The sequence below is a fragment of the Citrobacter sp. wls714 genome, from assembly GCF_005281025.1.
Lineage (GTDB): Bacteria > Pseudomonadota > Gammaproteobacteria > Enterobacterales > Enterobacteriaceae > Citrobacter > Citrobacter werkmanii.
On the sequence record NZ_SZWZ01000029.1, the window covers coordinates 202,376 to 229,190 of the forward strand.

Sequence of the window (26,815 nt, forward strand, 5' to 3'; positions counted from 1 at the left end):
GGGCATGTTTCATCGTTTATGGACATTGATTCGCAAAGAGCTGCAATCGCTATTACGCGAACCACAGACGCGAGCCATTCTGATTCTACCGGTGCTGATTCAGGTCATTCTGTTCCCGTTCGCCGCGACGCTGGAAGTGACCAACGCCACTATCGCTATCTATAACGAAGACAATGGCAAACACTCGGTGGAGCTTACTCAGCGCTTCGCCCGCGCCAGCGCCTTTACGCATGTTCTGTTACTGAAAAGCCCGCAGGAGATCCAGCCGACCATCGACACGCAAAAAGCGCTGCTGCTGGTGCGCTTCCCGGCAAACTTTTCGCGGAATCTGGATACCTTCCAGCAAGCGCCCATGCAAATTATCCTCGATGGGCGTAACTCGAACAGCGCGCAAATTGCCGCCAATTACCTGCAGCAGATCGTGAAGGAGTACCAGCAGGAGCTGATGGACGGCAAGCCAAAACCGAACAACAGCGAACTGGTGGTACGTAACTGGTATAACCCGAATCTGGACTACAAATGGTTCGTGGTTCCGTCGCTGATCGCCATGATCACCACCATCGGCGTGATGATCGTCACCTCGCTGTCGGTGGCCCGCGAGCGCGAACAGGGCACGCTCGATCAACTGCTGGTCTCCCCGCTTACAACCTGGCAAATTTTCATCGGCAAGGCAGTACCCGCGCTGATTGTGGCCACTTTTCAGGCCACCATTGTGCTGGCGATCGGCATCTGGGCTTATCACATTCCGTTTGCCGGTTCACTGGGACTGTTCTATTTCACGATGGTGATTTACGGACTGTCGCTGGTCGGCTTTGGTCTGCTGATTTCATCGCTGTGCGCCACCCAGCAGCAGGCGTTTATCGGCGTATTTGTCTTTATGATGCCGGCGATATTGCTCTCAGGCTACGTCTCGCCGGTCGAAAATATGCCGGTATGGTTACAGAATCTGACGTGGATAAACCCGATCCGCCATTTTACGGACATCACGAAACAGATTTACCTGAAGGATGCGAGTCTGAAGATTGTCTGGGGAAGTTTGTGGCCGCTGTTGGTGATAGCGGCCACAACCGGCTCAGCGGCGTATGCGATGTTTCGCCGCAAGGTGATGTAGCTTTTTGTCTTTCGCCAACAGCGACACCACGGCGGGTCCGGCAAGGATCACCAGCCCCGCCAGGGCCAGCAAGACGTTGTTTTGCAGCACGCGCGACAGCAGCCACAGTACGATCATCGCGGCACCGAAATACCACGTCGTAGTGAGTTCTTCCAGCACATCCGCCACGTCGCGCCAGCGCTGTTCATGGTGACGTTGCAAGGCCAGCATTAATAAAACCGTTACGCCGTAAACGACGCATAATCCCAGGCCGACGTGCACCAGCGTGCCGCTCATCCAGCCCATTACCAGCAATGCCACTACCAGTAAATGCAACACAATCTGCCAGCAACTTAGACCCGTTGCGACACGAACACGTTGTTGCCACCTCATGGCTTTTCTCCTGAAGGATTTTCGACTAATTGTTCAGAGTACCGGACTTTACGGAAAATTCCGCAACACCGCATCTTTTTGTGACGACGACTACACTATTTTAATCAGGAAAGTGACGCCAACGGGAGAATCATGGCCAGACAAACAGAACGGTTTTCATTCAATGTGCTCACCATTAATACTCATAAAGGGTTTACCGCCTTCAATCGGCGTTTTATTTTGCCTGAGCTGCGGGAAGCCGTCAGAACGGTCGGGGCGGATATTGTGTGCCTGCAAGAGGTAATGGGCGCACACGAGGTGCATCCTCTGCATGTGGAAAACTGGCCGGACACCACGCACTACGAATTTCTGGCGGATACCATGTGGAGCGACTTCGCTTATGGACGTAACGCCGTGTATCCGCAGGGGCATCACGGTAACGCCGTGCTGTCGCGCTATCCTATTGAACATTATGAAAATCGCGATGTGTCGGTCGGCGCGAGTGAAAAACGCGGGGTCCTTTACTGCCGCATTGTGCCGCCGATGCTCTCCCACCCGGTTCACGTGATGTGTGTCCATCTCGGTTTGCGTGAAGCCCACCGTCAGGCCCAGCTCGCTATGCTGGCAGATTGGGTGAATGCCTTACCTGAGGGTGAGCCCGTTGTGGTCGCCGGAGATTTCAACGACTGGCGACAAAAAGCCAATCATCCGTTGAAAGCCAATGCCGACCTTGACGAGATTTTTACCCGCGCCCACGGTCGCCCGGCGCGGACGTTTCCGGTGCAGTTTCCCCTGCTACGTCTCGACAGGATCTATGTGAAAAATGCGAATGCCAGCACCCCAACGGCGCTGGCGCTGCGTCACTGGCGACATTTGTCCGATCATGCCCCTCTGAGTGCGGAGATTCATTTATGAAATTTGGCTGGCGTGAAGGCAATCAAATTCAACTACTGGAAAACGGCGATCAGTTCTACCCCGCCGTGTTTGACGCCATTGAACAGGCGCAACAAAAGATTATCCTCGAAACCTTCATCTGGTTTGAGGATGCGGTCGGAAAACAGCTGCATGCCGCGCTGCTGAGTGCAGCACGTCGCGGCGTCAAAGCCGAAGTACTGCTGGATGGCTATGGCTCGCCGGACCTCAGCGACAGCTTCGTTAATGAGCTAACCGCAGCTGGCATTGTTTTCCGCTACTACGATCCGCGCCCGCGTCTGTTCGGCATGCGCACTAATCTCTTTCGCCGTATGCATCGTAAAATTGTGGTCATTGATGACCGCGTTGCTTTCGTCGGCGGCATCAATTATTCCGCTGAACATATGTCTGATTACGGCCCTGAGGCCAAGCAGGATTACGCCGTACGCGTTGAAGGTCCCATCGTGGCCGACATCCTGACATTCGTACTGGAAAACCTGCCGGGCCAGAGCGCCGTACGCCGCTGGTGGCGACGTCATCATCGGGCAATCGAAAATCATCGGCCTGGCGAAGCGCAGGTGCTGTTTGTCTGGCGCGACAACGAAGAACATCGCGATGATATTGAACGCCATTATTTGAAAATGCTTACCCAGGCCAGACGGGAAGTGATCATTGCCAATGCCTACTTCTTTCCCGGTTATCGCTTTCTGCATGCCCTGCGTAAAGCGGCCCGACGCGGCGTTCGGGTAAAACTCATCGTGCAGGGTGAACCGGATATGCCGATTGTGAAAGTGGGTGCCCGCCTGCTGTACAACTATCTGGTAAAAGGCGGCGTCCATGTCTATGAATATCGCCGTAAACCTCTGCATGGCAAAGTCGCGCTAATGGACGATCACTGGGCGACGGTAGGCTCCAGCAATCTTGACCCGCTCAGCCTGTCGCTGAATCTGGAAGCGAATCTCATTATTCATGACCGTGCGTTTAACCAGACTCTGCGCGATAACCTGAACCCTATTATTGCGCAGGACTGCAAGCGGGTTGATGAATCCATGCTGCCCAAACGCACCTGGTGGAACCTGACTAAAAGCGTGCTGGCGTTCCACTTTTTACGCCATTTCCCGGCGCTGGTCGGCTGGCTACCCGCACATACACCACATCTGACCGAGGTAGAACCGCCCGCACAGCCTGCCATGGAAACGCAGGATCGCATTCAAACTGAGGATGTCGGAGGAAAATCCTGATGGCCAAAGCACATCCGCGCTGGCGGTTAGCGAAAAAAATACTCACGTGGCTATTTTTCATTGCCGTCATCGTGTTGCTGGTCATTTATGCCAGCAAGGTCAACTGGGAAGAGGTCTGGACGGTAATCCGGGATTACAATCGGACTGCCCTGCTCAGCGCCGTGGGGCTGGTGATCGTCAGTTATTTACTCTACGGCTGCTATGACCTGCTCGGCCGACATTACTGTGGGCACAAGCTGGCAAAACGCCAGGTCATGCTGGTGTCGTTTATCTGTTACGCCTTCAACCTGACGTTAAGCACCTGGGTGGGCGGTATTGGGATGCGTTACCGGCTCTACTCGCGCCTCGGGTTGCCGGGGAGCACTATTACGCGGATTTTTTCGCTGAGTATTACCACCAACTGGTTGGGCTATATTCTGCTGGGCGGTTTTATTTTTACCTTTGGTGTGGTCGAGCTGCCCGCGCATTGGTATATCGATGAAGGTACGCTGCGCATTTTAGGCATTGCGCTGCTACTGATTATTGTCGTTTATCTTTGGTTTTGCGCCTTCGCTAAACATCGCCACATCACCATCAGGGGCCAAAAGCTGGTGCTGCCCTCCTGGAAATTCGCCATCGCGCAAATGGCGATATCCAGTACCAACTGGATGGTGATGGGAGCCATTATCTGGCTGTTGCTGGGTCAGGATATCAACTATTTCTTCGTGCTGGGCGTGCTGCTGGTGAGCAGTATTGCCGGGGTTATCGTACATATTCCGGCGGGGATCGGTGTGCTGGAGGCGGTCTTTATGGCGTTGCTGGCGGGAGAAGATACTTCTCAAGGCAAGATTATCGCCGCCCTGCTTGCGTATCGCGTCCTCTATTATTTTATTCCGCTGCTACTGGCGCTTATTTGCTACCTGTTGCTGGAAAGTCGGGCGAAGAAGCTGCGGGCGAAAAACGAGAAGGCAATGGCGAAATGATTTGCCGGATGCGGCTTAACGCCTTATCCGGCCTACTTTCGATACACAACTGTAGGCCGGATAAACGCTGCGCCATCCGGCAACAGACAATTAACGACGATTGCCGAAGATACGCAGCAGCATCAGGAACAGGTTGATAAAGTCCAGATACAGCGTGAGTGCGCCAAGAATCGCGTATTTGCGCAGATTTGAACTGTCGCGCAGGTCGATCTGCTCACCGATGTTTTTCAGCTTCTGCGTGTCATAGGCGGTCAGACCGACAAACACAATCACCCCAATGTAGGTTACCGCCCACATCAACGCTTCGCTCTTCAGCCAAAAGTTAACCAGTGAAGCCAGCACAATACCGATTAGCGCCATAAACAGCATATTGCCGAAACCGCTGAGATCGCGCTTAGTGGTATAACCGTACAGGCTCATGATGCCAAACATCCCGCCGGTGACCACAAAGGTACTGGCGATAGACGAGTAGGTATAGACGATGAAGATGCTCGACAGCGTTAACCCGGTTAACGCCGAATAGAGCATAAACAGCGTGGTTGCCATACCGGCGCTGAGCTTTTGCACCATGCCGGACAAAACGAACACCAGCGCAAGCTGGGCGATAATCAGGCCAAAGAAGGTGATTTTACTGGAGAAGACAAACATCATTACCGCGGGCGTATTTGCCGCATACCAGGCGATAAACGCCGTCAGCAACAACCCGCAGGTCATCCAGCCATAAACCTGCGCCATATACGTTTGCAGACCGGAACGCGCCTGCACAATAGAATCGGATCGTGGGAATCGGTCCATGACAATCTCCTGAATCAGTATGAGCCTACAACAATTGTACTCTACCAGCGTTTTGCTGCTAGCTTATCGCTGTCACGAGCATCCACCCAACGTTCACCTTCCGGCGTGGCCTCGCGCTTCCAGAACGGTGCGCGGGTTTTCAGATAATCCATAATGAACTGCCCGGCATCAAACGCGCTACTACGATGCGCGCTGGTCACGCCAACAAAAACGATTTCATCGCCGGGCCACAGCGCGCCAATGCGATGGATCACCGTCACCCGTCCCAGCGGCCAGCGCGTACGCGCCTCGTCGACAATCTCCGCCAGCGCTTTTTCGGTCATGCCTGGATAGTGTTCCAGCGTTAATGCCTGCACACTGTCGCCGAGGTTGTGGTTACGCACTTTACCGGTGAAGGTCACTACGGCGCCGTCTTCATCACGCTCGGCAAGCCAGGGATACTCTTCCCCAACGCTGAACGGCGCATGCCCAACAACAATTCGCGTCTCAGCCATCTTAACCTCCGGTTACCGGTGGGAAGAAAGCCACTTCATCACCTGCATTAAGGGGATGGTCAAAACTGACCAGCGTCTGGTTCACCGCCGCCAGCAGCTTGCCGTCCTCCAGCGCCAGCGCCCAACGATCGCCTTGCGCCGCCAGATGCTGGCGCAGCGCTTCGACCGTTGGAAATTCAGCGGTGACCTCTAACGCATCCGTGTTGACCAGCTCACGGACCTGGGCAAAGAAAAGAACCTTAATCATGCGCATCCACCTTAAAATCGCCCGACTTACCACCACTTTTTGCCAGCAGGCGCACCGGACCAATCACCATGTCCTTTTGTACCGCTTTGCACATGTCGTAGATGGTCAACGCCGCCACGGAGGCCGCCGTTAACGCTTCCATTTCCACACCGGTTTTCCCGCTCAGGCGACACAGCGTCTCAATGCGTACACGATCGTGTTCCGGTTCGGCATGCAGGTTAACTTCGACCTTGCTCAGCATCAGCGGGTGACACAGCGGGATAAGATCCCAGGTCCGTTTGGCCGCCTGAATACCGGCAATGCGCGCCGTGGCGAAAACGTCGCCTTTATGGTGGCTACCATCGATAATCATCGCCAGCGTTTCGCTACGCATCGTCACGAATGCTTCAGCACGCGCCTCGCGTACCGTTTCTGCTTTACCAGAGACATCCACCATGTGGGCTTCGCCAGCGGCGTTAATATGAGTCAGTTGCGACATACTTATTTCTTCAAATGTGGGTGGAAATTACACGGACGCGTACGGGCATCAAGCTGCGGCGCAATGATATTTTCCCAGGCGGTACGACACGCTTTGGTCGAACCCGGCATGGCGAAAATCAGCGTTTTATTCGCGACCCCGGCAATTGCCCGGGATTGCAGCGTCGCGGTGCCGATCTCTTCAAACGAGAGCATACGGAATACTTCGCCAAAACCCTCAACTTCTCTGTCGAACAGCGGTTGCAGCGCTTCCGGCGCCTGGTCGCCTTCGGTCAGTCCGGTGCCGCCGGTAATGAGCACGACCTGCACATCGTCACTGGCAATCCAGGCGGAAACCTGGGCGCGGATGGCATAGCGGTTCTCTTTGACAATCGCCTTGTCAACAATCTGATGGCCCGCTTCCAGCGCCGAGTCACGCAGGTAGTGACCAGAGGTGTCATCCTCTTCGCCGCGACGGTTGGAAACAGTAAGAATAGCAATGCGTGTCGGGATAAATTCAGCGCTTACCTGACTCATGAAAACTCCTTTTAGCGATCAGCCGCCAATGTAAGATAAGTTTTGCGTAATACCGGTATTGTTCTGATGCAGGAAATGGGTCTGCTTTTTCTCCAGCAGCGCGGTTGAAATGCGTTCTTCCAGCGCGGATTGCTGAGCGTCATCTTCCAGCAAGTCACGCAGGCTTACGCCGCCTTCACCAAATAAACACAGATGAAGCTTGCCGACAGAGGAAACGCGCAGACGATTACAGGTGGCGCAAAAGTCTTTCTCATAAGGCATGATCAGACCAATTTCGCCAGCATAATCTGGATGACAGAAAACTTGAGCCGGACCGTCGCTGCGCAGGCGTTGCTGGTGGATCCAGCCGCGACGCAGAAGCTCATCGCGCAGTACTTGCCCTGAGATATGATGCTTACGGAAGAGAGAACTGCCCTCGCCCGTTTCCATCAGTTCAATAAAACGCAGTTGAATAGGACGGGGTTGGATCCACGCCAGGAAGGTGTCCAGTTGATGATGGTTTACATCGCGCATCAGCACAGTGTTGACCTTCACTTTTTCGAAACCGGCATCAAAGGCGGCGTCAATGCCCGCCATCACCTGCTGAAATTTGTCCTGCCCGGTAATGGCGTGAAACTGACGGGCATCGAGACTGTCGACGCTGACGTTGAGTGCCGTCAACCCGGCATCGCGCCAGGCCGCAGCATCGCGCGCCAGACGATAACCATTGGTCGTTACCGCAATCTGACGGATAGCGTCGTTTTCACGCACAGCGGCAATAATGTCAGTAAAATCGCGACGTAATGAGGGTTCGCCCCCTGTCAGGCGCACTTTTTCCGTCCCCAGGCTGGCGAACGCTCGGGTGACGCGGCGAATTTCATCAACGGTCAAAAAGCCGTTATTGGTGACTCCACCGGGCTTATAGCCATCCGGCAGGCAGTAGGTGCAACGAAAGTTACACACATCGGTAATCGACAAACGTAAGTAGTAAAACTTACGCGCGAAAGCATCGGTAAGTTGAGAGCCCATGTACACCTTTCCAAATACGGGAGACGCAGTCATTTCTTCCTGCGCCCTGGTGACAATCTCGTTCGAGCATTGCCACGGCCAAAGCACCGTATCATTTGACCCAGGTGCAGAGGCTAGAGTGTTTATACTCATCATACTTTGAGTACGTAGTGGTTATGCCGATACTAGCGTGTAAATGGCGATAATGCCAAGCACACTTACGCTGTATAAATATGTATATAGCGTCATGATCGTGCAATTTCGCTACAGAATAAGCAAAAACCACAGTTTTGCATTGATATACATCATCTTGCTGTCAGGTGCATGTCATCAGAAAGGGGTAGATCGCCGAAAATTAATTTCGGCAAATGCCAACTGGATAATTGCTGAAAACACGCTATTTACGGTACTGTAGCGCCGATCAATTGATATCAGGAAACTCTATGCGCACTCGCACGCTGGCAGATTTAGATCGCGTTGTCGCTCTCGGCGGAGGGCATGGATTAGGACGCGTTCTCTCCTCACTTTCCCCTTTAGGTTCACGACTGACGGGTATCGTAACCACCACCGATAATGGCGGCTCCACGGGGCGTATTCGTCGTTCTGAAGGCGGCATCGCCTGGGGTGACATGCGTAACTGCCTGAACCAGTTAATTACCCAACCCAGCGTTGCATCCGCTATGTTTGAATACCGTTTTGGCGGTAATGGCGAGCTTTCCGGACATAACCTCGGAAATTTAATGTTAAAGGCGCTCGATCACCTCAGCGTGCGGCCTCTGGAGGCCATTAATTTAATTCGCAACCTGCTGAAGGTGGATGCGCATTTAATTCCGATGTCAGAGCTGCCGGTGGACCTGATGGCTATTGATGATCAGGGGCATGAAGTCTATGGCGAAGTGAATATCGATCAGCTCACTATCCCTCCTCAGGAACTGATGCTGTCGCCAAAAGTCCCCACCACGCGAGAAGCGGTTGAGGCAATCGCCGAAGCGGATTTGATTCTGATAGGACCAGGCAGTTTTTATACCAGCCTGATGCCGATCCTGCTGCTCGACGAACTGGCGCAGGCATTACGGCGTACCCCCGCCAGGATGGTCTACATTGGCAACCTGGGTCGCGAATTAAGCCTGCCAGCAGCCAGCCTGACGCTTAACGATAAGCTGGCAATCATCGAACAGTACGTTGGCAAGAAAGTGATAGACGCGGTGGTTGTCGGCCCGAAAGTAGATGTTTCCGCCGTTACCGACCGCATTGTGATTCAGGAAGTGCTGGAAGCCAGCGATATTCCGTACCGTCATGACCGTCAGCTGCTGCACCGCGCTCTGGAGAAAGCGGTACAGGCATTAGGCTGAACGGACCTGCCTGATGCGCTGCGCTTATCAGGCCGACAAACGCAAGCACCCCGTAGGCCGGATAAGAGGATACCCCGCATCCGGCACAAGTTTACGATGCCGCAATAAATAACTCGCGCAGTTGATGCAGTTGATCGCGGATCGTCGCTGCCTCTTCAAATTCGAGATTCTGCGCATGCTGCATCATTTGCCCTTCCAGCTCGTGAATCTTCTGCTGCAAAGCTTTTGGCGTCATATCCAGTTCGACAACGTCAGACTTCGTACCCGCACGTGACTTCCCTTTGCCCTTCGCCTTGGTCTTCGCAATATTCTGACCCAGCGCCAGAATATCGACCACTTTCTTGTTCAGCCCCTGCGGCGTAATACCGTGCTCTTCGTTGTAACGCTGCTGCTTCTCGCGGCGACGTTCAGTTTCACCAATCGCCCTGGCCATCGAGGCGGTAATTTTATCGCCGTAGAGAATCGCCTTGCCGTTGATGTTACGCGCCGCGCGACCAATGGTCTGGATAAGTGAGCGTTCAGAGCGCAGGAACCCTTCTTTGTCTGCGTCCAGAATCGCCACCAGCGAGACCTCAGGCATGTCCAGGCCCTCGCGTAACAGGTTGATACCCACCAGCACGTCAAACTCGCCCAGGCGCAGGTCACGAATGATTTCCATACGTTCCACGGTATCGATGTCGGAGTGCAGATAGCGCACCCGCTCGCCGTGCTCTTCGAGGTATTCGGTGAGGTCTTCCGCCATGCGTTTGGTGAGCGTGGTGACCAGCACACGTTCGTTAATCGCCGCACGCGTGCGGATCTCCGACAGCAGATCGTCAACCTGCGTCGCCACCGGACGCACTTCTATCACCGGATCCAGCAGGCCGGTCGGTCGTACCACCTGATCAACCACGTCATCACCGGATTTCTCCAGCTCATAGTTCCCCGGCGTTGCCGAGACGTAGATGGCCTGCGGGGCCAGCGCCTCAAACTCTTCAAATTTAAGCGGACGGTTATCCAGCGCCGAGGGCAGACGGAATCCGTATTCGACCAGGGTCTCTTTACGCGCCCGGTCGCCACGGTACATGCCACCAATTTGCGGAATAGTGACGTGGGATTCATCTACCACCAGCAGACCATCGGCCGGCAGGTAATCAAACAGCGTCGGCGGCGGCTCGCCTGGACCGCGTCCGGACAGATAGCGGGAATAGTTTTCAATCCCCGAGCAATAACCCAGCTCGTTCATCATTTCCAGATCGAACTGTGTACGCTGGCTTAAGCGCTGCTCTTCCAGCAACTTGTTATTCGCCAGCAAATTTTTACGGCGGTCTGCCAGCTCGACTTTAATTTCTTCCATCGCCTGCACGATACGTTCGCGCGGCGTGACGTAGTGCGTTTTCGGATAGATGGTGTAGCGGGAAATGGTCGATTCAACCTGCCCGGTAAGCGGGTCAAACAGCGACAAACGCTCGACTTCCTCATCGAACAGTTCCACGCGCAGCGCAATGTCGTCGGATTCAGCCGGGAAAATGTCGATAACTTCACCGCGCACGCGGAAGGTCCCGCGCTGGAATGCCTGATCGTTACGGGTATATTGCAGCTCCGCCAGACGACGCAGGATCGCGCGCTGGTCGATAATCATCCCCACCGTAAGGTGCAGCATCATTTTCAGGTACAGGTCCGGGTCGCCCAAACCATAAATGGCGGAAACCGACGCCACCACAACGACGTCACGACGTTCCAGCAGCGCTTTGGTCGCCGACAGACGCATCTGCTCAATGTGTTCGTTGACCGATGCATCCTTCTCAATGAAGGTATCAGAACTCGGTACGTAAGCTTCCGGCTGATAATAGTCGTAGTAGGAGACAAAATATTCCACCGCGTTTTCCGGAAAGAACTCTTTCATCTCACCGTACAGCTGCGCAGCAAGCGTCTTGTTAGGCGCCAGCACCATGGTAGGACGCTGTAGGTCCGCAATTACATTCGCGATGGTGAATGTTTTCCCCGAGCCCGTCACCCCCAGCAGCGTCTGATGCGCCAGACCGTCCTCCAGACCGTCTTCCAGGCGACGTATCGCCTCAGGCTGATCGCCAGAGGGTTTAAAAGCGGAATTTAGTTTGAACGGTTTACTCATGAGCAGCTACCTGAAGCAATGGGCGGGCAGGTGTGTAATTTTACTCGCAGTAGTATATTTTGCCAGTAAAATATACTGGATGAAAAAACAGTAACGCGCCAGAATATTTCAGTTACACCCGTCAAATGGCCGTGGCTGCAGGCCAAAATTTGCCCCCAGACAAAATAAAACACCAGCAAAAATGTGTTATCCCCAAACCAATGCCTTTTTTAACATTTGTCAAGCCAGCCGATGAAAGTTTTATGGCAACACATGACACTTCTGCGACAGCCATTGATTTTATCTAACCACCTGTAATTTAATGATTATTATCTCAAGCCGTCTTTCGCATCAATTTAGTCGCAGGCCGCGTCTTCTCTCGCTTACATTGTGTTTTCTAACCCTAATACACAAGGTTATCCACAGGAATAGTGGATAACTGCCTCCAGCCCGTGTGGACTGTAGCCTGGCAAAAACGCACTGACTCTCTTTTCCGAGGGGATAAAAAAAAATTATCGCTATTTTTTGATATTTATCAGCTAACGAGGCGGTCAGTGAGAGCCGAGATCTTGCTCGCATTTTCACCATATTCTTGTCCGCGTACTGCAATAGCGACCAGCGTTATTTCCCGCCTCGATTCAACCGGCTGATGCCGTCAAAGACAAAATGCTGAGATCGAGATAACGTCCGGTCGATGCCTGCTCAGGATCTTCTGCCAGCCAGGGAATTTCCCCCAGCCCAGGTGCCGGAATCACGCGCTTCAGCGTCGCCATGTATTCCGCATGACGTTTGCCGGGCGGCGTCACATCATTGGCTACCCATCCGGCAAGCGTCAGTCCGGCCTGCTGCACCGCCTGTGCGGTCAGAATAGCGTGATTGATGCAGCCGAGCTTAACGCCAACCACCAGAATCACCGGCAACTGCTCCGTTTTGACCCAGTCGGAAAAACTCAGCGTTGGCGAAAGCGGCGTAAACCATCCCCCTGCCCCCTCCACCAGTACCCAGTCAGCCTGCGCTTCAAGCGTGCGTAACCCTGCAGACATCACGGAAGCCAGAATGGGACGACCTTCGTCGGCGCTGATGATATGCGGCGAGGTGGGTTCGGCGAAGGTGTAGGGATTGATCGCCGCATAGTCCGCCGCCACAACGCTATTGCGTTGTAATGCCAACGCATCGCTGTTTCGCAGGCCATCAGCTGTCATTTCACTGCCTGACGCCACCGGCTTGTAGCCGACGGTTCGCAACCCCAGCTGTCCCGCAGCCTGAAGCAACGCACAGCTGGCGATAGTTTTACCGACTTCGGTGTCCGTCCCGGTGACAAAATACGTTTTAGTCACGTTGAATTACTCCTAAAAAAAGATGGTAGGTCAGCGGGTATTTCCCCTGCTGACAGGGCCAGGCTAACTGTAGCTGGCGCAGCTGAGCGCGCGTTAGCACACGCTGCTCGCGTCCATCATGCAAATGCGTCGCGCCAATGCCTTTTAGCGAGCGCATGGCGCTCAGCGCATCATCAAACCACAGCGTGACGGCATGAGACTGGTATTCAACATCCCAGTCATACAGGGCGTTTTCCAGTTGTTCCACGGGCAAAAAACGGTTGGCATGCTCCCGATCGTCAACCGCCTGCCAGGCCTGACGAAGTTCCGGCATCGACCCCTGCGCCAGAGTACTAAACGCCACCGTCCCGCCAGGACGCACCACCCGGTAAAGCTCGCTTAACGCGCCGCGCAGGTCGCTACACCACTGTACGGCCAGATTACTCCAGGCCAGGTCAAAGCTCGCAGTTGCCTGCGGGATGGCTTCGATATCCGCCAGCAGATAGTGATGGGCGACATCGTGACGCTGCGCTTCAGCCAGCATTTGCGATGACAGATCCAGCGCGCAAACCTCGCTCCCCTGCTCACGCCAGTAGCGACTCATACGCCCCGGCCCACAGCCCGCATCCAATACCTGCGAGAATGTGCTGCCATCCAGTAGCGCCAGTAACGCATCGGCACTCTGACGCTGTAGCTCTGCGTGTTGCTCATAGTGAGTGGCAGCGCGGCCAAACGCGGCGGCAATCGCCTGTTTATTGACCTGCGCCATGCAACACCTCCAGTAGACGATCAATATCCTGCACCTCATGCGCCTGCGTCAGCGTCAGCCGTAATCTGGCCGTACCGGTGGGCACCGTCGGCGGGCGAATTGCCGTCACCCAGCATCCCTGTTGCCGTAGCGCATCCGCCAACTGCAAGGCTTTATGGTTATCGCCAACAATCAGCGGCTGAATAGCACTGGTAGAATTCGCCAGCGTTAAGCCCGCCGTATTCACCCCGGCGCGAAAACGCTGGATCAGCATCGCTAACTTTTCCCGGCGTTCATCGCCTTCACGGCTGCGGATCACCGCCAGCGCGGCACGCAGGGCCTGAGCCTGTGCCGGAGGCATACTGGTGCTGTAGATCAGATGGCGGGCAAACTGCAACAGATAGTCGGCCACGCTGTCAGAACACAGGATTGCCGCGCCGCTGACGCCAAATCCTTTGCCAAACGTCACCACTAACAGTTCGGGTTTGACCTGCTGTCGCCAGCAGGAGCCGCGCCCTTCTTCACCGGTTACGCCAACGCCGTGCGCATCGTCCACCAGCAGCCACGCACCGTGACGTTCCGCCACCGCGTGGATTTCAGCGAGCGGCGCGCTGTCGCCATCCATGCTGAATACGCCTTCAGTGACCACAAGCTGCTGCCCCGGACAGGGGACAGTCAGCAGACGATCCAGATGTTGCGGATCGTTATGGGTAAAGCGACGTAAAACAGCAGGGCTAAGGCTGGCGGCCTCCAACAGCGAGGCATGGCTAAGCCTGTCGGCGACAATGCGATCGTCTTTTTCCATCAATGCGGCTATCACCGCCTGATTAGCGGCAAAACCGGAGATAAATAACAACGCCCGCGAATAGCCCAGCCACTGCGCCAGCTCTTCTTCCAGCGCCTGGTGAGCCACGGAATAACCGCTGACATGACCCGATCCGCCGCTGCCGACGCCAAAACGTTCAGCTCCCTGCTGCCACGCGCAGATAATCTGCGGATGGTGGCTTAAGCCAAGGTAGTCGTTGCTGGAGAAATTCAGATACTGGCGGCCGTCGGTCTGCAACCAACGACCTGCGCCCTGGGTCACCGCATAGCGCCGACGCCACGCATCAGCGCAACGACGCGCCGTGAGCGCATCGTCAATTTTTTGCTGCCAGGTCATACGGTTGCCGCGTTGTAGTAATCGTCGGTATCCGGGGTACGCAGCGCCTGCTCCAGACGTTGTTGCTGTTCGTTATCCCCTGCCAGCACCGCCGTTTGCTGCGGGTTGAGACCCAGCTTGCGGAACAACAGCAAATCTTTATCTTCATTCGGGTTTGGCGTGGTCAGCAATTTGCAGCCGTAGAAAATCGAGTTAGCCCCGGCCATAAAGCACATCGCCTGGGTTTGCTCGTTCATCTGCTCGCGCCCGGCGGAAAGACGCACGTAAGAGGTTGGCATCATGATGCGCGCCACGGCGATGGTACGGATGAAATCAAACGCGTCGACGTCGTCGTTATCGGCAAGCGGCGTGCCCTTCACCTTCACCAGCATGTTGATCGGCACGCTTTCAGGCGGCGTCGGCAGATTGGCTAATTGCAGCAGCAGACCGGCGCGATCGGTGACCGTTTCGCCTAATCCGACAATACCGCCTGAGCAGACTTTAATCCCGGCTTCACGCACTTTATCCAGCGTATCCAGACGTTCCTGATAAGACCGGGTGGTGATGATATTGCCGTAAAATTCCGGCGAGGTGTCGAGGTTATGGTTGTAGTAATCCAGACCCGCATCGGCCAGGCGCTGGGCCTGAGTTTCGTTGAGCGTACCCAGCGTCATGCAAGCTTCCAGCCCCAACTCTTTCACGCCCTGAACCATCTGTTCCAGGTAAGGCATATCGCGCTCGTGCGGGTTCTTCCACGCCGCCCCCATGCAAAACCGCGTTGAACCAGCCTGCTTCGCCTTACGCGCCGAGTCCAGTACCTGTTCCACTTCCATCAAGCGTTCAGTTTCCAGACCCGTTTTATAGCGGGAACTTTGCGGGCAGTATTTGCAGTCTTCCGGGCAGGCGCCGGTCTTAATCGACAACAGCGTACTGACCTGTACCTGCCGCGGATCGAAGTGCTGACGATGAATCTGTTGCGCTTCAAACAGGAGATCAAGCAGTGGTTTTTCAAATAATTCGGTGACTTGCGACATTGTCCAGCGAGAAGAATGAGCCATATTGGTATACGTTTCGTTGTCAGTTTGGTGTAGACTCGTAAACTTAAATCTTTTTAATTTGGTTTACAAGTCGATTATGACAACGGACGATCTTGCATTTGACCAACGCCATATCTGGCACCCTTACACCTCCATGACCTCCCCGTTGCCGGTTTATCCGGTGGCGCGGGCCGAAGGTTGCGAACTGGTTTTAACCAGCGGTGAGCGGCTGATTGACGGCATGTCGTCCTGGTGGGCGGCGATCCACGGTTACAATCACCCGCAGTTGAACGCCGCAATGAAAACACAGATTGACGCTATGTCGCATGTGATGTTTGGCGGCATTACCCATGCCCCGGCCATCACGCTATGTCGCCAACTGGTGGACATGACGCCCGAAGCGCTGGAGTGCGTTTTTCTCGCGGATTCAGGTTCGGTCGCCGTAGAAGTCGCAATGAAAATGGCGCTGCAATACTGGCAGGCTAAAGGCGAATCCCGTCAGCGTTTCCTGACGTTTCGTAACGGCTATCACGGCGATACCTTCGGCGCGATGTCGGTCTGCGATCCCGACAACTCGATGCACAGTCTGTGGAAAGGGTATCTGCCGGAAAACCTGTTTGCACCTGCGCCGCAAAGCCGTATAGGCGGCGAGTGGGACGAACTGGACATGGTGCCTTTTGCCCGCCTGATGGCCGCGCATCGTCACGAGATTGCGGCGGTGATCCTCGAGCCAATTGTGCAGGGCGCTGGCGGCATGCGCATGTACCATCCTGAGTGGTTAAAGCGTATCCGTAAGATGTGCGACCGGGAAGGCATCCTGCTGATTGCTGATGAGATTGCCACCGGATTTGGCCGCACCGGCAAGCTGTTTGCCTGCGAGCACGCCGATATTACGCCGGATATTTTGTGCCTCGGCAAAGCGTTAACCGGCGGAACGATGACCCTTTCCGCGACCCTGACCACCCGCCTGGTCGCAGAAATCATCAGCAACGGCGAAGCGGGCTGCTTCATGCACGGCCCGACCTTTATGGGCAATCCGCTGGCTTGTGCCGTCGCCTCCGCCAGCCTTTCGCTTCTCAACACCGGCGAGTGGCGCTCGCAGGTCGCGGCCATTGAAGCACAGTTGCGTGCAGAACTCGCTCCGGCGGCGGACTCCTGTTGGGTCGCCGACGTACGCGTGCTCGGCGCAATCGGCGTGATAGAAACCACCCAGCCGGTAAATATGGCGGCATTACAGAAGTTCTTTGTTGAACAGGGCGTGTGGGTCCGACCGTTTGGCAAGCTGATCTATCTGATGCCACCGTACATTATTCAGCCCGAGCAGTTGCGCCGCCTGACTCAGGCCGTCAATGAAGCTGTGTGCCATGCAACATTTTTTAGCGATTAATCAGCGGTAAGCTCTACGGTTTCTGGCTACACTTTTTGGCTAACGAGAGGAGTCAGTATGAAACTAATCAGTAACGATCTGCGTGATGGGGAGAAGCTTGGGCATCGTCACATCTTTAACGGCATGGGATATGACGGGGATAATATTTCTCCGCATCTGGCATGGGATGATGTGCCCGCCGGGACTAAAAGCTTTGTCGTGACCTGTTACGATCCTGATGCGCCCACCGGCTCCGGCTGGTGGCACTGGGTAGTCGTAAATCTGCCTGCGGATACCCGCGTTCTCACGCAAGGCTTCGGCTCTGGGCTGGTTGCACTGCCGGACGGGGTGATTCAGACCCGTACGGATTTTGGTAAAGCCGGTTATGGCGGCGCAGCGCCGCCGAAGGGGGAAACTCATCGCTATATCTTTACGGTTCACGCACTGGATGTAGAGCGTATTGATGTCGATGAGGACGCCAGCGGCGCGATGGTTGGATTTAATGTTCACTTCCACTCGCTCGCCAGCGCCTCGATTACGGCGATGTTTAGTTAAGTGCTGTTGTGCCGGATGTCGGCTTCGCCTTCATCCGGCCTACAAAGCAGACCGTAGGCCTGATAAGACGCGTCAGCGTCGCCATCAGGCATTTCTCTACAGAAATTCAGGCAGCAATTTCAGCAACGTTCCTTGCGCTAACAGTTCAGTCGCACACTCAATATCCGGGGCGAAAAAGCGATCCTGCGTATAATGGGCAACCCGCTCGCGTAGCGCCTGGCGCGCTTGCTCGAGCAATGGACTTGAGGTTAACCCTTCGCGCAGGTCGATCCCCTGGCACGCCGCCAGCCACTCGACGGCAATCACGCCGCGCGTATTCGCCGCCATCTCCCACAGCCTGCGACCCGCCGCGGGAGCCATAGAGACATGATCCTCCTGATTGGCGGATGTCGGTAAGCTGTCTACGCTATGCGGATGCGCCAGCGCTTTGTTCTCGCTCGCCAGCGCGGCAGCTGTCACCTGAGCAATCATAAAGCCGGAGTTAACTCCGCCATTTTTCACTAGGAAAGGCGGCAGTTGCGACATGTGTTTATCCATCATTAACGCAATGCGTCGCTCCGATAACGACCCGATTTCCGCAATCGCCAGCGCCAGGTTATCCGCCGCCATCGCCACGGGTTCAGCATGGAAGTTGCCGCCGGAAATCACATCGCCCTCTTCGGCAAACACCAGCGGGTTGTCGGAAACCGCGTTAGCTTCCACCAGCAGAACATCCATCACCTGGCGCATTTGCGTCAGACATGCCCCCATCACCTGCGGCTGACAGCGCAGAGAATACGGGTCCTGCACTTTTTCACAGTTATGATGCGACTGCGAAAGCGCACTGGAATCCGTCAACACATGACGGTACAGCGCCGCGGCGTCAATCTGTCCGCGTTGTCCTCGCGCGGCATGAATCCGCGCGTCAAACGGACGACGGGAGCCCAAAACGGCTTCGGTGGTCAGCGCCCCGCACACCGTTGCGGACGCAAACAGCTCCTGAGCTTCAATTAGCCCACGCAGCGCAAAGGCCGTCGAAGCCTGGGTGCCGTTGAGCAGCGCCAGCCCTTCTTTCGCTTCCAGCGTTATCGGCTCCAGCCCGGCCTTTTTCAGCGCTTCGGTCGCCGGGAGCCATTCCCCCTGCCAGCGCGCCTTCCCTTCGCCCAGCAGCGTCAAAGACATATGCGCCAGCGGGGCCAGGTCACCCGATGCTCCTACGGAGCCTTTCGCCGGGATCAGCGGATACACCTCGGCATTCACCAGTGCAATCAGCGCTTCAATCACGCTCAGGCGAATACCGGAAAAACCGCGTGCCAGGCTGTTGATTTTCAGCACCATAATCAGACGCACCATCGCGTCGTCCAGCGCCTCGCCGACGCCAGCCGCATGGGAAAGCACCAACGAGCGCTGCAGATTCTGCAAATCTTCTGTGGCGATACGGGTCTGGGCCAGCAGGCCAAAACCGGTATTAATACCGTATGCTGTACGGCCTTCAGCGACAATGTTATTGACGCAGGCGACGCTTGCGTTAATGGCGTCAATCGCGCTGGCATCAAGGCTTAGTTGGACCGGTTGCTGCCAGATGTCGCGGAGCTGTGCAAAAGTCAGTTGGCCCGGCGTTAATGTCATGGTATTCATCTCAGCGTTTCCCCTGCGTCACAGCAACCATCGGCAAATTCAATCCTTCTTCGACAGCACATTCCACCGCAATATCATACCCGGCGTCAGCGTGGCGCATCACCCCGGTGGCCGGATCGTTATGCAATACCCGGGCAATACGCGCAGCGGCTTCATCAGTGCCATCACAAACAATGACCATCCCGGCATGCTGGGAGAAACCCATTCCCACTCCGCCACCGTGGTGCAATGACACCCACGTCGCACCGCTGGCGGTGTTCAGCAGCGCATTCAGCAGCGGCCAGTCGGATACGGCGTCTGACCCGTCGCGCATGGCTTCGGTTTCGCGGTTCGGACTGGCAACGGAGCCGGAGTCCAGATGGTCACGGCCAATAACAATTGGCGCGGACACTTCCCCCCTGCGCACCATTTCATTAAACGCCAGCCCCAGCTTTTGGCGCCATTCCAGGCCGACCCAGCAGATACGCGCCGGTAAGCCCTGGAAGTTAATCCGCTCACGCGCCATATCCAGCCAGTGATGTAGATGCTTATCGTCAGCCACGATCTCTTTCACTTTGGCATCGGTTTTATAAATATCCTGCGGATCGCCGGAAAGCGCCACCCAACGGAACGGGCCAATGCCACGACAGAACAGCGGTCGAATATACGCTGGCACAAAGCCGGGGAAATCAAAGGCATTTTCCACGCCCATCTCTTTGGCCATCTGGCGAATGTTATTGCCGTAATCAAACGTGGGTACGCCCATTTTGCTAAATGCCAGCATCGCTTCAACATGCGTTGCCATTGAGCGTTTCGCCGCCTGCACCGTACCCTGCGGATCGGACACCGCTTTCGCCTGATACTCTTCCCAGCTCCAGCCGGACGGCAGATAACCATGCAGCGGATCGTGGGCGCTGGTCTGGTCGGTCACCATATCCGGGTGCACACCACGTTTCACCAGCTCCGGCACAACGTCGGCGGCGTTCGCGCACAGCGCAATGGAAACCGCTTTACCCTCACGGGTGTACTTATCGATACGCGCCAGCGCATCGTCCAGCGATGTCGCCTGCTCGTCCACGTATCGGGTACGCAGACGAAAATCAATGCGGCTTTGCTGACATTCAATGTTCAGCGAGCATGCGCCCGCCAGCGTCGCGGCTAACGGCTGCGCCCCGCCCATCCCGCCCAGCCCGGCGGTTAGCACCCAGCGTCCGCTCAGGTTACCCTGATAATGCTGACGCCCGGCCTCAACAAAGGTTTCATACGTCCCCTGCACGATGCCCTGGCTACCAATGTAGATCCAGCTCCCGGCGGTCATCTGACCGTACATCGCCAGTCCTTTAGCATCCAGCTCGTTGAAGTGCTCCCAGGTTGCCCAGTGCGGAACCAGGTTAGAGTTAGCAATCAGTACACGCGGGGCGTTGTCATGGGTTTTGAACACACCGACCGGTTTACCCGACTGGACCAGCAGGGTCTCATCGCTCTCCAGTTGCGTCAGCGCATTAACGATGGCGTCGTAACATTCCCAGTCACGCGCGGCCCGGCCAATCCCGCCGTATACCACCAGCTCATGCGGATTTTCCGCCACGTCGGGATCCAGGTTGTTCATTAACATGCGCAGCGGGGCTTCGGTCAGCCAGCTTTTGGCCGTTAAGGTGGTGCCACGCGGGGCACGAATATCCTGCTGACGATATTTGCTATGGGACATGACAGAAAACTCCTCACGAACGTCGGATAGATAAGTAACATATACTTGTCTATACAAGCTGCCGCAAGGATGATTTTAACAATTAAGATACATTTTTATTATATTGCGTCAGCAATCACGGTTTTGGTATCCCGACATCAGGACATAAACCGTCCTTGCAGGCGATAGCGGGAACCCGGAAAAAGCAAACGGGCATGAGAGACAATGGATGACGCGGACCAGGTTTTGCGGCGGATCAGCAAGCAGGGATCGTGTTCTTTGATATTCAGCAACGCGCACTCTTCAGCACTGGCGCGTACCGCTTCGACAATGTGCTCACCTTCCGTTAAAGGGGCGATCAGCGACAGGTAAGCGTGCGGCGTGGTCTGGCTGTAATCCTGCGCCAGATACTCCGGTACAATCTCCGCATTCACACAGCGATCTTCAATTTGTACCGGCAAATCGTTCTCGTAGTGCACCATGATGGAGTGAAAAATGGGGGTGCCTTCTTTAACGTTTAACACCAAAGCCTGCTGCGCATTTGCCTGGGTTCTTTCCAGCGTCAGAACTTCACAACGGTGCTGATGCTGACGCGCGTTGATTTCATCCGCAATGCTGCGAATTTCAAACAGCGCAGACTGACCTTTTGGCTCGGCGACAAACGTCCCCACCCCCTGCAAACGTACCAGCAACCCCTCATCCGTTAACTCACGCAGTGCCCGATTGATGGTCATTCGGCTAAAACCATACTGTGCCACCAGCTCTGCCTCAGACGGGATACGATCGTGAGCTTGCCAGATGCCGCTGGCAATTTTTTCGCTGATCTCCTGTTTTACCTTTTCGTAAAAAGGGGCCGGAGCAGAACGGGATGGGAGCATGCGTGTGCCTTCCTTAAGCTGAAATGTGAATGGGTATAGTTTACAGACATTACCCGAACCTGATAAGCGTAACGCCCTCAGGCATGTCAGTGCCACCAGTGCGCAATTTGCCAGCCTAATCGCGCCGCAACGCGTGCCGCTCTGCCATCATCGTCAAAGCGTGGATTAAATTCAACCATATCCACCGCCTGCAGTTTACCGCTACGACAAAGGGGTTCAATCAGCCCCAACAGCGTCGCCAACGGTACGCCCAGCGCAGCGGGCGCTGACACTGCGGGCATTTCCCAAACCGGCAGCACGTCAAGGTCGATAGTCAGATAGATGACATCCACGCCAGAGGCAAACTGCGCCAGCTGGGCTTGTGCCGACTCACAGTGCAAATCTTCCACCACGGTGACACCGAGCCGCTGCGCTTCATCCCACAGCGCCTGGGTATTTGCCGCCCGACTGACGCCGATACAGGCATAGTGAAATCCGCGCTGCTGTTCATCGCAAAGGTGCGCCAGCTGGCGAAACGGCGTACCGGATGTGGCCTGATCGGCATGACGCAAATCGAGATGCGCGTCGAGATTGATGATGCCCACTTTTGCCTGCGGGAACGCATCCAGCACGCCAGCGCCATGCGCAAACGCGGTTTCGTGCCCTCCCCCCAGCACCAGGGTACGCATTTTCTCCTGCTGACAGCGCTGTACCGCCTTGCGTAGCGCCTGCTGCGCGCCCTCAAGATCGGGGGCCTGCGCCACAATATTGCCCAGATCCACCAGCCGCTGATGCCCGTCGTGACTGGCTAAATTCGCCAGCGCTTTACGTAGCGCGTCTGGCGCTCCGGCGGCTCCCGTACGCCCCTGATTACGTTTAACGCCTTCATCACAGGCAAAACCAAGCAGTGCTATCTGCTCAGAGTACATTTGCGGGGAAAACGCCGGACTCAGCGTAATGGTCTGAAACAGGCGCAGCGCAGTCGGTGACTCTGCGCTGTCATCTCGCCCCTGCCAGAGCGCAGGAGAAGCAGGTTGCCAGTTAGTCATGCAGCTTGTCCTTTGAATACACGTTGGTAGAGCGGATTACGCCCAGGCTCATAGAGGATCTCGACCGGGAGTTCGGCATCCCACACCACAAAATCAGCCACAAACCCGGCCTTCAATTGACCGTGAGAGGCATGACGTCCCAGCGCCCGGGCCGCATGACGGGTGACGCCTGCCCACGCTTCTTCCGGCGTTAGGCCAAACTGGACGCAAGCCATATTCATCGCCCAGTGCAGACTGATAAACGGACTGGTGCCAGGGTTGAAGTCGGTCGCCACCGCCATCGGCACCTGATATTGCCGTAACAGCTCTACCGGCGGACGCTGTTGCTCTTTGAGGAAATAGAAAGCGCCGGGCAACAACACCCCAACCGTACCGCTTTGGCTCATCGCCGCCACGCCCGCTTCATCAAGATATTCAATATGGTCGGCTGATAAACCGTGGTAGCGGCTCACCAGTTGGGCGCCACCGAGCAATGACAGTTGTTCAACATGCGCTTTGACCGGGATGCCCAGCGCCTGTGCGGCCTGAAACACCCGCTCACTCTGCGCCAGCGTAAAACCGACGCTTTCACAGAACAGATCGACGGTCTCGAACAGCCCTTGTTCCCACAACCGCGGCAAAATAGTCTCGCATACCAGCGTAATATAGCCGTCAGGATCGCCCCGGTATTCCGCCGGGGTAGCATGCGCGGCCAATAGCGTGGGGCTTATTTCAATCACATCTTCCGCCGCCAGCGCTGCCACCACACGTAATATTTTCTCTTCTGTCTGCAAATCCAGACCATAACCAGACTTTATTTCCAGTAGCGTAACGCCTTCTTTGATCAACCGCTCCATACGCTGATGCGCTATATGAAGAAGTTGTTCATCAGTGGCGCTGCGGGTCGCCGACACGGTGGCATTAATACCGCCCCCCTGGGCGCTTATCTGCTGGTAGGAAACACCGTTAAGCCGCTGCTCCCATTCACCTGCGCGATTCCCGCCAAAGACCAGGTGCGTATGGCAGTCGATCAGGCCAGGGGTAACCAGCCGGCCCTGCATATCAAAGGTATTGTCATGTGTGAGGTATAACGAAGACTCCGGCACAATAGCGCGAATCTTACCCTGGCGGACGATCAACGCATGTCCATCCACCAGCCCATACGGGTTATCACGTTCAGGATCCATGGTCGCCAGGCGAACATTGCGCCAGATAACATCATCAGGGAAGAATTGCTGCATTTGACTCACCACTTGTCATAGGTTGTATAGACATTTATTTTTGATTCTGCGGATGTTGTCAACCTGAAGGACCATAATTGTTATCTATTTGTGATATAAGGTCTCTCCACGCCGGGCATTACGGCGATAAAAAAGAACTTTTTACCTTTTAACCTTCCCGTTTCGCTCAACTTAGTATAAAAAAGCAGGCTTCAATGGATAACTTTCAAAGCCCGGAGCAACCTGTGAACATATCATCAGTTTCCCGTCTGGCGCTGGCAATGGCTTTTGGCGTGACGCTGACCGCCTGTAGCTCTACACCGCCCGATCAAATTCCTTCCGATCAGACCGCGCCAGGCACCGCTTCGCGCCCGATTCTGTCGGCCAATGAAGCGAAAAATTTCGTCGCCGCGCACTATTTTTCCGCACTGACGCCAAATACCGCGCCATGGAGCCCCTCTGCTATTACTTTACCCGCGCAGCCTGACTTTGTCGTTGGCCCGGCAGGCACCCAGGGCGTGACGCATACCAGCATTCAGGCTGCGGTTGATGCGGCAATCATCAAACGTACCAACAAACGTCAGTACATCGCGATCATGCCGGGTGAGTATCAGGGCACGGTCTATATTCCGGCAGCGACGGGTAGCCTGACGCTTTATGGTACTGGTGAAAAACCGCTGGATGTGAAAATTGGCCAGGCCATTGACGGTGATATGAGCACCGCTGACTGGCGTCGTACGGTGAACCCAGGCGGTAAATATATGCCGGGCAAACCTGCGTGGTATATGTTTGATAATTGCCAGAACAAGCGCGGCACGAATATTGGCGTGATGTGTTCGGCGGTCGTTTGGTCGCAAAATAACGGTCTGCAATTGCAGAACCTGACCATCGAAAACAACCTCGGTGATAGCGTTGATGCAGGTAACCATCCGGCCGTCGCCCTGCGTACCGATGGCGATAAAGTGCAGATCAACAAGGTCAACATCCTGGGCCGTCAGAATACCTTCTTCGTGACCAACAGCGGCGTACAAAACCGTCTGGAAAACGATCGTCAGCCGCGTACGCTGGTGACGAACAGCTACATTGAAGGCGATGTGGATATCGTGTCTGGTCGTGGCGCGGTGGTATTCGATAACACCGATTTCCGCGTTGTGAACTCCCGTACCCAGCAGGAAGCTTACGTGTTTGCACCGGCTACCCTGTCAAACATCTACTACGGTTTCCTGGCTATCAATAGCCGCTTCACGGCAAGTGGTGATGGCGTGGCGCAGTTGGGCCGCTCGCTGGATGTTGATTCTAACACCAATGGACAGGTGGTTATTCGCGACAGCGTGATTAACGAAGGCTTTAACATGGCGAAACCGTGGGCTGACAGCGTTATCTCAAAACATCCATTTACCGGTAATACCGGTGCGGAAGATGATAAAGGCGAAATCCAGCGCAACCTGAACGACACCAACTTCAACCGCATGTGGGAATACAACAACCGTGGTATTGGTAGCAAAGTGATTGCTGAACCTAAGCAGTAATCGCCATTCTCTGATGTAAACCCGGCAGACTCATGCTCTGCCGGGCAATGTGCCGGATACTCATCCGGCATTAGACGCAATATTAGTACGCGTTAACCACCACCCACATCGGGCCCTGGCCTACCGCGTAACGACCTTTCTCCGTCAGCAACCCTTGTTCGCCAGCGATCTCGTACACCGCGATGTGATGAGATTTTTGCCCGGCGGCGATCAGGTATTTACCGCTGTGGTCGATATTAAAACCGCGCGGTTGCGTTTCGGTCGGCTGGAAGCCTTCTTTCGTCAGCACACTTCCGTCTTCTGAGACGCTAAACACCGTAATCAGGCTGGCGGTACGATCGCAGGCATACAGATGACGACCATCCGGCGTAATATGAATATCTGCCGCCCAACGGGTATCGGAGAAATCAGTTGGCATCATATCCAGCGTCTGCACACATTCAATTTTTCCGTGCGGATCTTTCAGCTCCCAGACGTCAACAGAACTGTTCAGCTCATTCACGCAATAGGCGTATTGCTTATTCGGATGGAACACCATATGACGCGGACCCGCGCCTTCCACGGTGGTCACTTCTGCTGGCTCCTGGGCGACCAGATGACCATCATCACTGACGTCAAACAGACAGATACGATCCTGCTTCAACGCCGGGACCCACAGAATGCGGTTATCCGGAGAGATGTTGGCCGAGTGGCAGCCGTCAAGACCTTCAATCACATCCACCAGCCCCACCGGTAGACCATCTTCCAGACGCGTGACGCTCACGCTGCCCGCATTATAGGAGCCGACAAACACAAAACGCCCCTGATGATCGGTAGAAATATGCGTCGGGCTACCCGGCAGTGCAGACTCCGCAACGAAGGTCAGCGCACCGTCATCAGGCGCAATACGATATGCCAGAACACGAAACTCCGGGCGCACACCGACATAGAGATAGCGCTTATCCGGGCTGACGACCATCGGCTGTACCTGACCCGGCACATCAACCACCTGGGTCAGCGTCAAAGAACCATCGTGATTCAGGCTCCAGACATGAATTTGCTGACTCTCAGGACTGGCGGTATAAACGGTTTGTTTCATGAATACTCCTTTGCTTGTTGGCAGGTGGCTGCAATTGCCTGACACACGCCTAAGGTAGACGCTTTTAACGGTGAATGCTTAATTAAGACTCAGAATTTTGTCCGGCTCCCGTCTCGGTGT

Annotated in this window: 26 protein-coding genes and 1 riboswitch; of the genes, 8 read left to right on the forward strand and 18 right to left on the reverse strand. The window is 55.3% G+C overall.

Annotated elements, in window-relative coordinates; translation table 11 throughout:
- Positions 1 to 4: 4 nt before the first annotated feature.
- A complete protein-coding gene (locus tag FDX11_RS06695; protein WP_003831543.1) occupies positions 5 to 1,111 on the forward strand; it encodes an ABC transporter permease in 1,107 nt (368 codons plus the stop codon).
- Here the strand turns inward: FDX11_RS06695 and FDX11_RS06700 are convergent.
- Positions 1,073 to 1,483: a YbhQ family protein gene (locus tag FDX11_RS06700; protein ID WP_042309614.1), complete on the reverse strand. Its 411-nt coding sequence runs from the start codon at positions 1,481 to 1,483 to the stop codon at positions 1,073 to 1,075. The genes FDX11_RS06695 and FDX11_RS06700 overlap by 39 nt on opposite strands.
- A 132-nt stretch (positions 1,484 to 1,615) precedes the next feature.
- Here FDX11_RS06700 and FDX11_RS06705 point away from each other — a divergent pair, with 132 nt between their 5' ends.
- The 3 genes from FDX11_RS06705 to FDX11_RS06715 are packed head-to-tail and all read left to right on the forward strand — an operon-like array spanning position 1,616 to position 4,577.
- Positions 1,616 to 2,377: an endonuclease/exonuclease/phosphatase family protein gene (locus FDX11_RS06705; RefSeq protein ID WP_042309615.1), complete on the forward strand. Its 762-nt coding sequence runs from the start codon at positions 1,616 to 1,618 to the stop codon at positions 2,375 to 2,377.
- Positions 2,374 to 3,615 (forward strand): cardiolipin synthase ClsB, encoded by a 1,242-nt coding sequence (clsB, locus tag FDX11_RS06710; protein ID WP_042309617.1) that lies wholly within the window; start codon positions 2,374 to 2,376, stop codon positions 3,613 to 3,615. Before FDX11_RS06705 ends, clsB begins: the two co-directional genes overlap by 4 nt.
- Positions 3,615 to 4,577, forward strand: a complete 963-nt coding sequence (locus tag FDX11_RS06715) for a YbhN family protein (protein ID WP_047025514.1) — start codon at positions 3,615 to 3,617, stop codon at positions 4,575 to 4,577. The genes clsB and FDX11_RS06715 overlap by 1 nt, the downstream gene beginning before the upstream one ends.
- Before the next feature lie 90 nt (positions 4,578 to 4,667).
- On the opposite strand, the gene FDX11_RS06720 is transcribed toward FDX11_RS06715, so the two are convergent.
- The 6 genes from FDX11_RS06720 to moaA form a co-directional block, all read right to left on the reverse strand.
- Complete coding sequence (locus FDX11_RS06720) at positions 4,668 to 5,372, reverse strand: Bax inhibitor-1/YccA family protein (RefSeq protein ID WP_040230421.1); 705 nt, start codon at positions 5,370 to 5,372, stop codon at positions 4,668 to 4,670.
- Between the two features lie 41 nt (positions 5,373 to 5,413).
- Positions 5,414 to 5,866 (reverse strand): molybdopterin synthase catalytic subunit MoaE, encoded by a 453-nt coding sequence (gene moaE / locus FDX11_RS06725; protein WP_038639065.1) that lies wholly within the window; start codon positions 5,864 to 5,866, stop codon positions 5,414 to 5,416.
- A gap of 1 nt (position 5,867) precedes the next feature.
- Complete coding sequence (gene moaD, locus FDX11_RS06730) at positions 5,868 to 6,113, reverse strand: molybdopterin synthase sulfur carrier subunit (protein WP_038639062.1); 246 nt, start codon at positions 6,111 to 6,113, stop codon at positions 5,868 to 5,870.
- Entirely contained in the window at positions 6,106 to 6,591 is a 486-nt protein-coding gene (moaC, locus tag FDX11_RS06735; protein WP_061381915.1) for a cyclic pyranopterin monophosphate synthase MoaC, read from the reverse strand. The genes moaD and moaC overlap by 8 nt, the downstream gene beginning before the upstream one ends.
- Before the next feature lie 2 nt (positions 6,592 to 6,593).
- Positions 6,594 to 7,106: a molybdenum cofactor biosynthesis protein B gene (gene moaB / locus FDX11_RS06740; protein ID WP_042309623.1), complete on the reverse strand. Its 513-nt coding sequence runs from the start codon at positions 7,104 to 7,106 to the stop codon at positions 6,594 to 6,596.
- Between the two features lie 18 nt (positions 7,107 to 7,124).
- Positions 7,125 to 8,114 (reverse strand): GTP 3',8-cyclase MoaA, encoded by a 990-nt coding sequence (moaA, locus tag FDX11_RS06745; protein ID WP_061381916.1) that lies wholly within the window; start codon positions 8,112 to 8,114, stop codon positions 7,125 to 7,127.
- A riboswitch (molybdenum cofactor riboswitch) is annotated at positions 8,102 to 8,247 on the reverse strand. (Overlaps the previous gene by 13 nt.)
- A 289-nt stretch (positions 8,248 to 8,536) precedes the next feature.
- Between moaA and yvcK the strand changes: the two genes are divergently transcribed.
- A complete protein-coding gene (gene yvcK, locus FDX11_RS06750) occupies positions 8,537 to 9,445 on the forward strand; it encodes a uridine diphosphate-N-acetylglucosamine-binding protein YvcK (protein WP_042309625.1) in 909 nt (302 codons plus the stop codon).
- Positions 9,446 to 9,536: 91 nt separating this feature from the next.
- Here the strand turns inward: yvcK and uvrB are convergent, their stop codons facing one another.
- From uvrB to bioB, 5 genes are all read right to left on the reverse strand, one after another.
- A complete protein-coding gene (gene uvrB / locus FDX11_RS06755; protein WP_137397662.1) occupies positions 9,537 to 11,558 on the reverse strand; it encodes an excinuclease ABC subunit UvrB in 2,022 nt (673 codons plus the stop codon).
- Between the two features lie 617 nt (positions 11,559 to 12,175).
- Positions 12,176 to 12,874 (reverse strand): dethiobiotin synthase, encoded by a 699-nt coding sequence (bioD, locus tag FDX11_RS06765; RefSeq protein ID WP_137366209.1) that lies wholly within the window; start codon positions 12,872 to 12,874, stop codon positions 12,176 to 12,178.
- Positions 12,867 to 13,622 carry a malonyl-ACP O-methyltransferase BioC gene (gene bioC / locus FDX11_RS06770; RefSeq protein WP_042309631.1) on the reverse strand — a complete coding sequence of 252 codons (756 nt, stop codon included), beginning with the start codon at positions 13,620 to 13,622 and terminating at the stop codon, positions 12,867 to 12,869. The genes bioD and bioC overlap by 8 nt, the downstream gene beginning before the upstream one ends.
- The gene (gene bioF / locus FDX11_RS06775) at positions 13,606 to 14,763 is read right to left on the reverse strand and encodes an 8-amino-7-oxononanoate synthase (RefSeq protein WP_042309632.1); all 1,158 of its coding nucleotides are present in this window, start codon (positions 14,761 to 14,763) and stop codon (positions 13,606 to 13,608) included. The genes bioC and bioF overlap by 17 nt, the downstream gene beginning before the upstream one ends.
- A complete protein-coding gene (bioB, locus tag FDX11_RS06780; RefSeq protein ID WP_061381921.1) occupies positions 14,760 to 15,800 on the reverse strand; it encodes a biotin synthase BioB in 1,041 nt (346 codons plus the stop codon). Before bioB ends, bioF begins: the two co-directional genes overlap by 4 nt.
- A 76-nt stretch (positions 15,801 to 15,876) precedes the next feature.
- Between bioB and bioA the strand changes: the two genes are divergently transcribed.
- Together bioA and FDX11_RS06790 are read left to right on the forward strand one after the other, a co-directional pair.
- The gene (gene bioA, locus FDX11_RS06785) at positions 15,877 to 17,166 is read left to right on the forward strand and encodes an adenosylmethionine--8-amino-7-oxononanoate transaminase (RefSeq protein WP_137397663.1); all 1,290 of its coding nucleotides are present in this window, start codon (positions 15,877 to 15,879) and stop codon (positions 17,164 to 17,166) included.
- Positions 17,167 to 17,223: 57 nt separating this feature from the next.
- Positions 17,224 to 17,700: a kinase inhibitor gene (locus FDX11_RS06790; RefSeq protein WP_137397664.1), complete on the forward strand. Its 477-nt coding sequence runs from the start codon at positions 17,224 to 17,226 to the stop codon at positions 17,698 to 17,700.
- A 96-nt stretch (positions 17,701 to 17,796) separates the two neighbouring features.
- Here the strand turns inward: FDX11_RS06790 and hutH are convergent, their stop codons facing one another.
- From hutH to hutI, 5 genes are all read right to left on the reverse strand, one after another.
- Positions 17,797 to 19,317 carry a histidine ammonia-lyase gene (gene hutH / locus FDX11_RS06795; RefSeq protein WP_079224922.1) on the reverse strand — a complete coding sequence of 507 codons (1,521 nt, stop codon included), beginning with the start codon at positions 19,315 to 19,317 and terminating at the stop codon, positions 17,797 to 17,799.
- Between the two features lies 1 nt (position 19,318).
- Positions 19,319 to 21,004, reverse strand: coding sequence for a urocanate hydratase (gene hutU, locus FDX11_RS06800; protein WP_137397665.1), 1,686 nt, complete (start codon positions 21,002 to 21,004; stop codon positions 19,319 to 19,321).
- Between the two features lie 137 nt (positions 21,005 to 21,141).
- A complete protein-coding gene (locus FDX11_RS06805; protein ID WP_061381925.1) occupies positions 21,142 to 21,861 on the reverse strand; it encodes a histidine utilization repressor in 720 nt (239 codons plus the stop codon).
- A gap of 86 nt (positions 21,862 to 21,947) precedes the next feature.
- Positions 21,948 to 22,889 carry a formimidoylglutamase gene (gene hutG, locus FDX11_RS06810; protein ID WP_137397666.1) on the reverse strand — a complete coding sequence of 314 codons (942 nt, stop codon included), beginning with the start codon at positions 22,887 to 22,889 and terminating at the stop codon, positions 21,948 to 21,950.
- Positions 22,886 to 24,109, reverse strand: a complete 1,224-nt coding sequence (gene hutI, locus FDX11_RS06815) for an imidazolonepropionase (protein ID WP_137397667.1) — start codon at positions 24,107 to 24,109, stop codon at positions 22,886 to 22,888. Before hutI ends, hutG begins: the two co-directional genes overlap by 4 nt.
- 224 nt (positions 24,110 to 24,333) lie before the next feature.
- On the opposite strand from hutI, the gene FDX11_RS06820 reads away from it, so the two are divergent.
- On the forward strand, positions 24,334 to 25,617 hold the full coding sequence (locus FDX11_RS06820) for a putative acyl-CoA thioester hydrolase (RefSeq protein ID WP_061381947.1): 1,284 nt from the start codon (positions 24,334 to 24,336) through the stop codon (positions 25,615 to 25,617).
- A gap of 82 nt (positions 25,618 to 25,699) precedes the next feature.
- Here the strand turns inward: FDX11_RS06820 and pgl are convergent, their stop codons facing one another.
- Positions 25,700 to 26,695, reverse strand: a complete 996-nt coding sequence (gene pgl, locus FDX11_RS06825) for a 6-phosphogluconolactonase (protein WP_042309651.1) — start codon at positions 26,693 to 26,695, stop codon at positions 25,700 to 25,702.
- Positions 26,696 to 26,815: the final 120 nt, after the last annotated feature.

Bases quoted from the DNA above. Each gene is read 5' to 3' on its own strand.
- FDX11_RS06695 (WP_003831543.1), top strand. From the start codon at position 5: ATGTTTCATCGTTTATGGACATTGATTCGCAAAGAGCTGCAATCGCTA.
- FDX11_RS06700 (WP_042309614.1), bottom strand. From the start codon at position 1,483: ATGAGGTGGCAACAACGTGTTCGTGTCGCAACGGGTCTAAGTTGCTGG.
- FDX11_RS06705 (WP_042309615.1), top strand. From the start codon at position 1,616: ATGGCCAGACAAACAGAACGGTTTTCATTCAATGTGCTCACCATTAAT.
- clsB (WP_042309617.1), top strand. From the start codon at position 2,374: ATGAAATTTGGCTGGCGTGAAGGCAATCAAATTCAACTACTGGAAAAC.
- FDX11_RS06715 (WP_047025514.1), top strand. From the start codon at position 3,615: ATGGCCAAAGCACATCCGCGCTGGCGGTTAGCGAAAAAAATACTCACG.
- FDX11_RS06720 (WP_040230421.1), bottom strand. From the start codon at position 5,372: ATGGACCGATTCCCACGATCCGATTCTATTGTGCAGGCGCGTTCCGGT.
- moaE (WP_038639065.1), bottom strand. From the start codon at position 5,866: ATGGCTGAGACGCGAATTGTTGTTGGGCATGCGCCGTTCAGCGTTGGG.
- moaD (WP_038639062.1), bottom strand. From the start codon at position 6,113: ATGATTAAGGTTCTTTTCTTTGCCCAGGTCCGTGAGCTGGTCAACACG.
- moaC (WP_061381915.1), bottom strand. From the start codon at position 6,591: ATGTCGCAACTGACTCATATTAACGCCGCTGGCGAAGCCCACATGGTG.
- moaB (WP_042309623.1), bottom strand. From the start codon at position 7,106: ATGAGTCAGGTAAGCGCTGAATTTATCCCGACACGCATTGCTATTCTT.
- moaA (WP_061381916.1), bottom strand. From the start codon at position 8,114: ATGGGCTCTCAACTTACCGATGCTTTCGCGCGTAAGTTTTACTACTTA.
- yvcK (WP_042309625.1), top strand. From the start codon at position 8,537: ATGCGCACTCGCACGCTGGCAGATTTAGATCGCGTTGTCGCTCTCGGC.
- uvrB (WP_137397662.1), bottom strand. From the start codon at position 11,558: ATGAGTAAACCGTTCAAACTAAATTCCGCTTTTAAACCCTCTGGCGAT.
- bioC (WP_042309631.1), bottom strand. From the start codon at position 13,622: ATGGCGCAGGTCAATAAACAGGCGATTGCCGCCGCGTTTGGCCGCGCT.
- bioF (WP_042309632.1), bottom strand. From the start codon at position 14,763: ATGACCTGGCAGCAAAAAATTGACGATGCGCTCACGGCGCGTCGTTGC.
- bioB (WP_061381921.1), bottom strand. From the start codon at position 15,800: ATGGCTCATTCTTCTCGCTGGACAATGTCGCAAGTCACCGAATTATTT.
- bioA (WP_137397663.1), top strand. From the start codon at position 15,877: ATGACAACGGACGATCTTGCATTTGACCAACGCCATATCTGGCACCCT.
- FDX11_RS06790 (WP_137397664.1), top strand. From the start codon at position 17,224: ATGAAACTAATCAGTAACGATCTGCGTGATGGGGAGAAGCTTGGGCAT.
- hutH (WP_079224922.1), bottom strand. From the start codon at position 19,317: ATGAATACCATGACATTAACGCCGGGCCAACTGACTTTTGCACAGCTC.
- hutU (WP_137397665.1), bottom strand. From the start codon at position 21,004: ATGTCCCATAGCAAATATCGTCAGCAGGATATTCGTGCCCCGCGTGGC.
- FDX11_RS06805 (WP_061381925.1), bottom strand. From the start codon at position 21,861: ATGCTCCCATCCCGTTCTGCTCCGGCCCCTTTTTACGAAAAGGTAAAA.
- hutG (WP_137397666.1), bottom strand. From the start codon at position 22,889: ATGACTAACTGGCAACCTGCTTCTCCTGCGCTCTGGCAGGGGCGAGAT.
- hutI (WP_137397667.1), bottom strand. From the start codon at position 24,109: ATGCAGCAATTCTTCCCTGATGATGTTATCTGGCGCAATGTTCGCCTG.
- pgl (WP_042309651.1), bottom strand. From the start codon at position 26,695: ATGAAACAAACCGTTTATACCGCCAGTCCTGAGAGTCAGCAAATTCAT.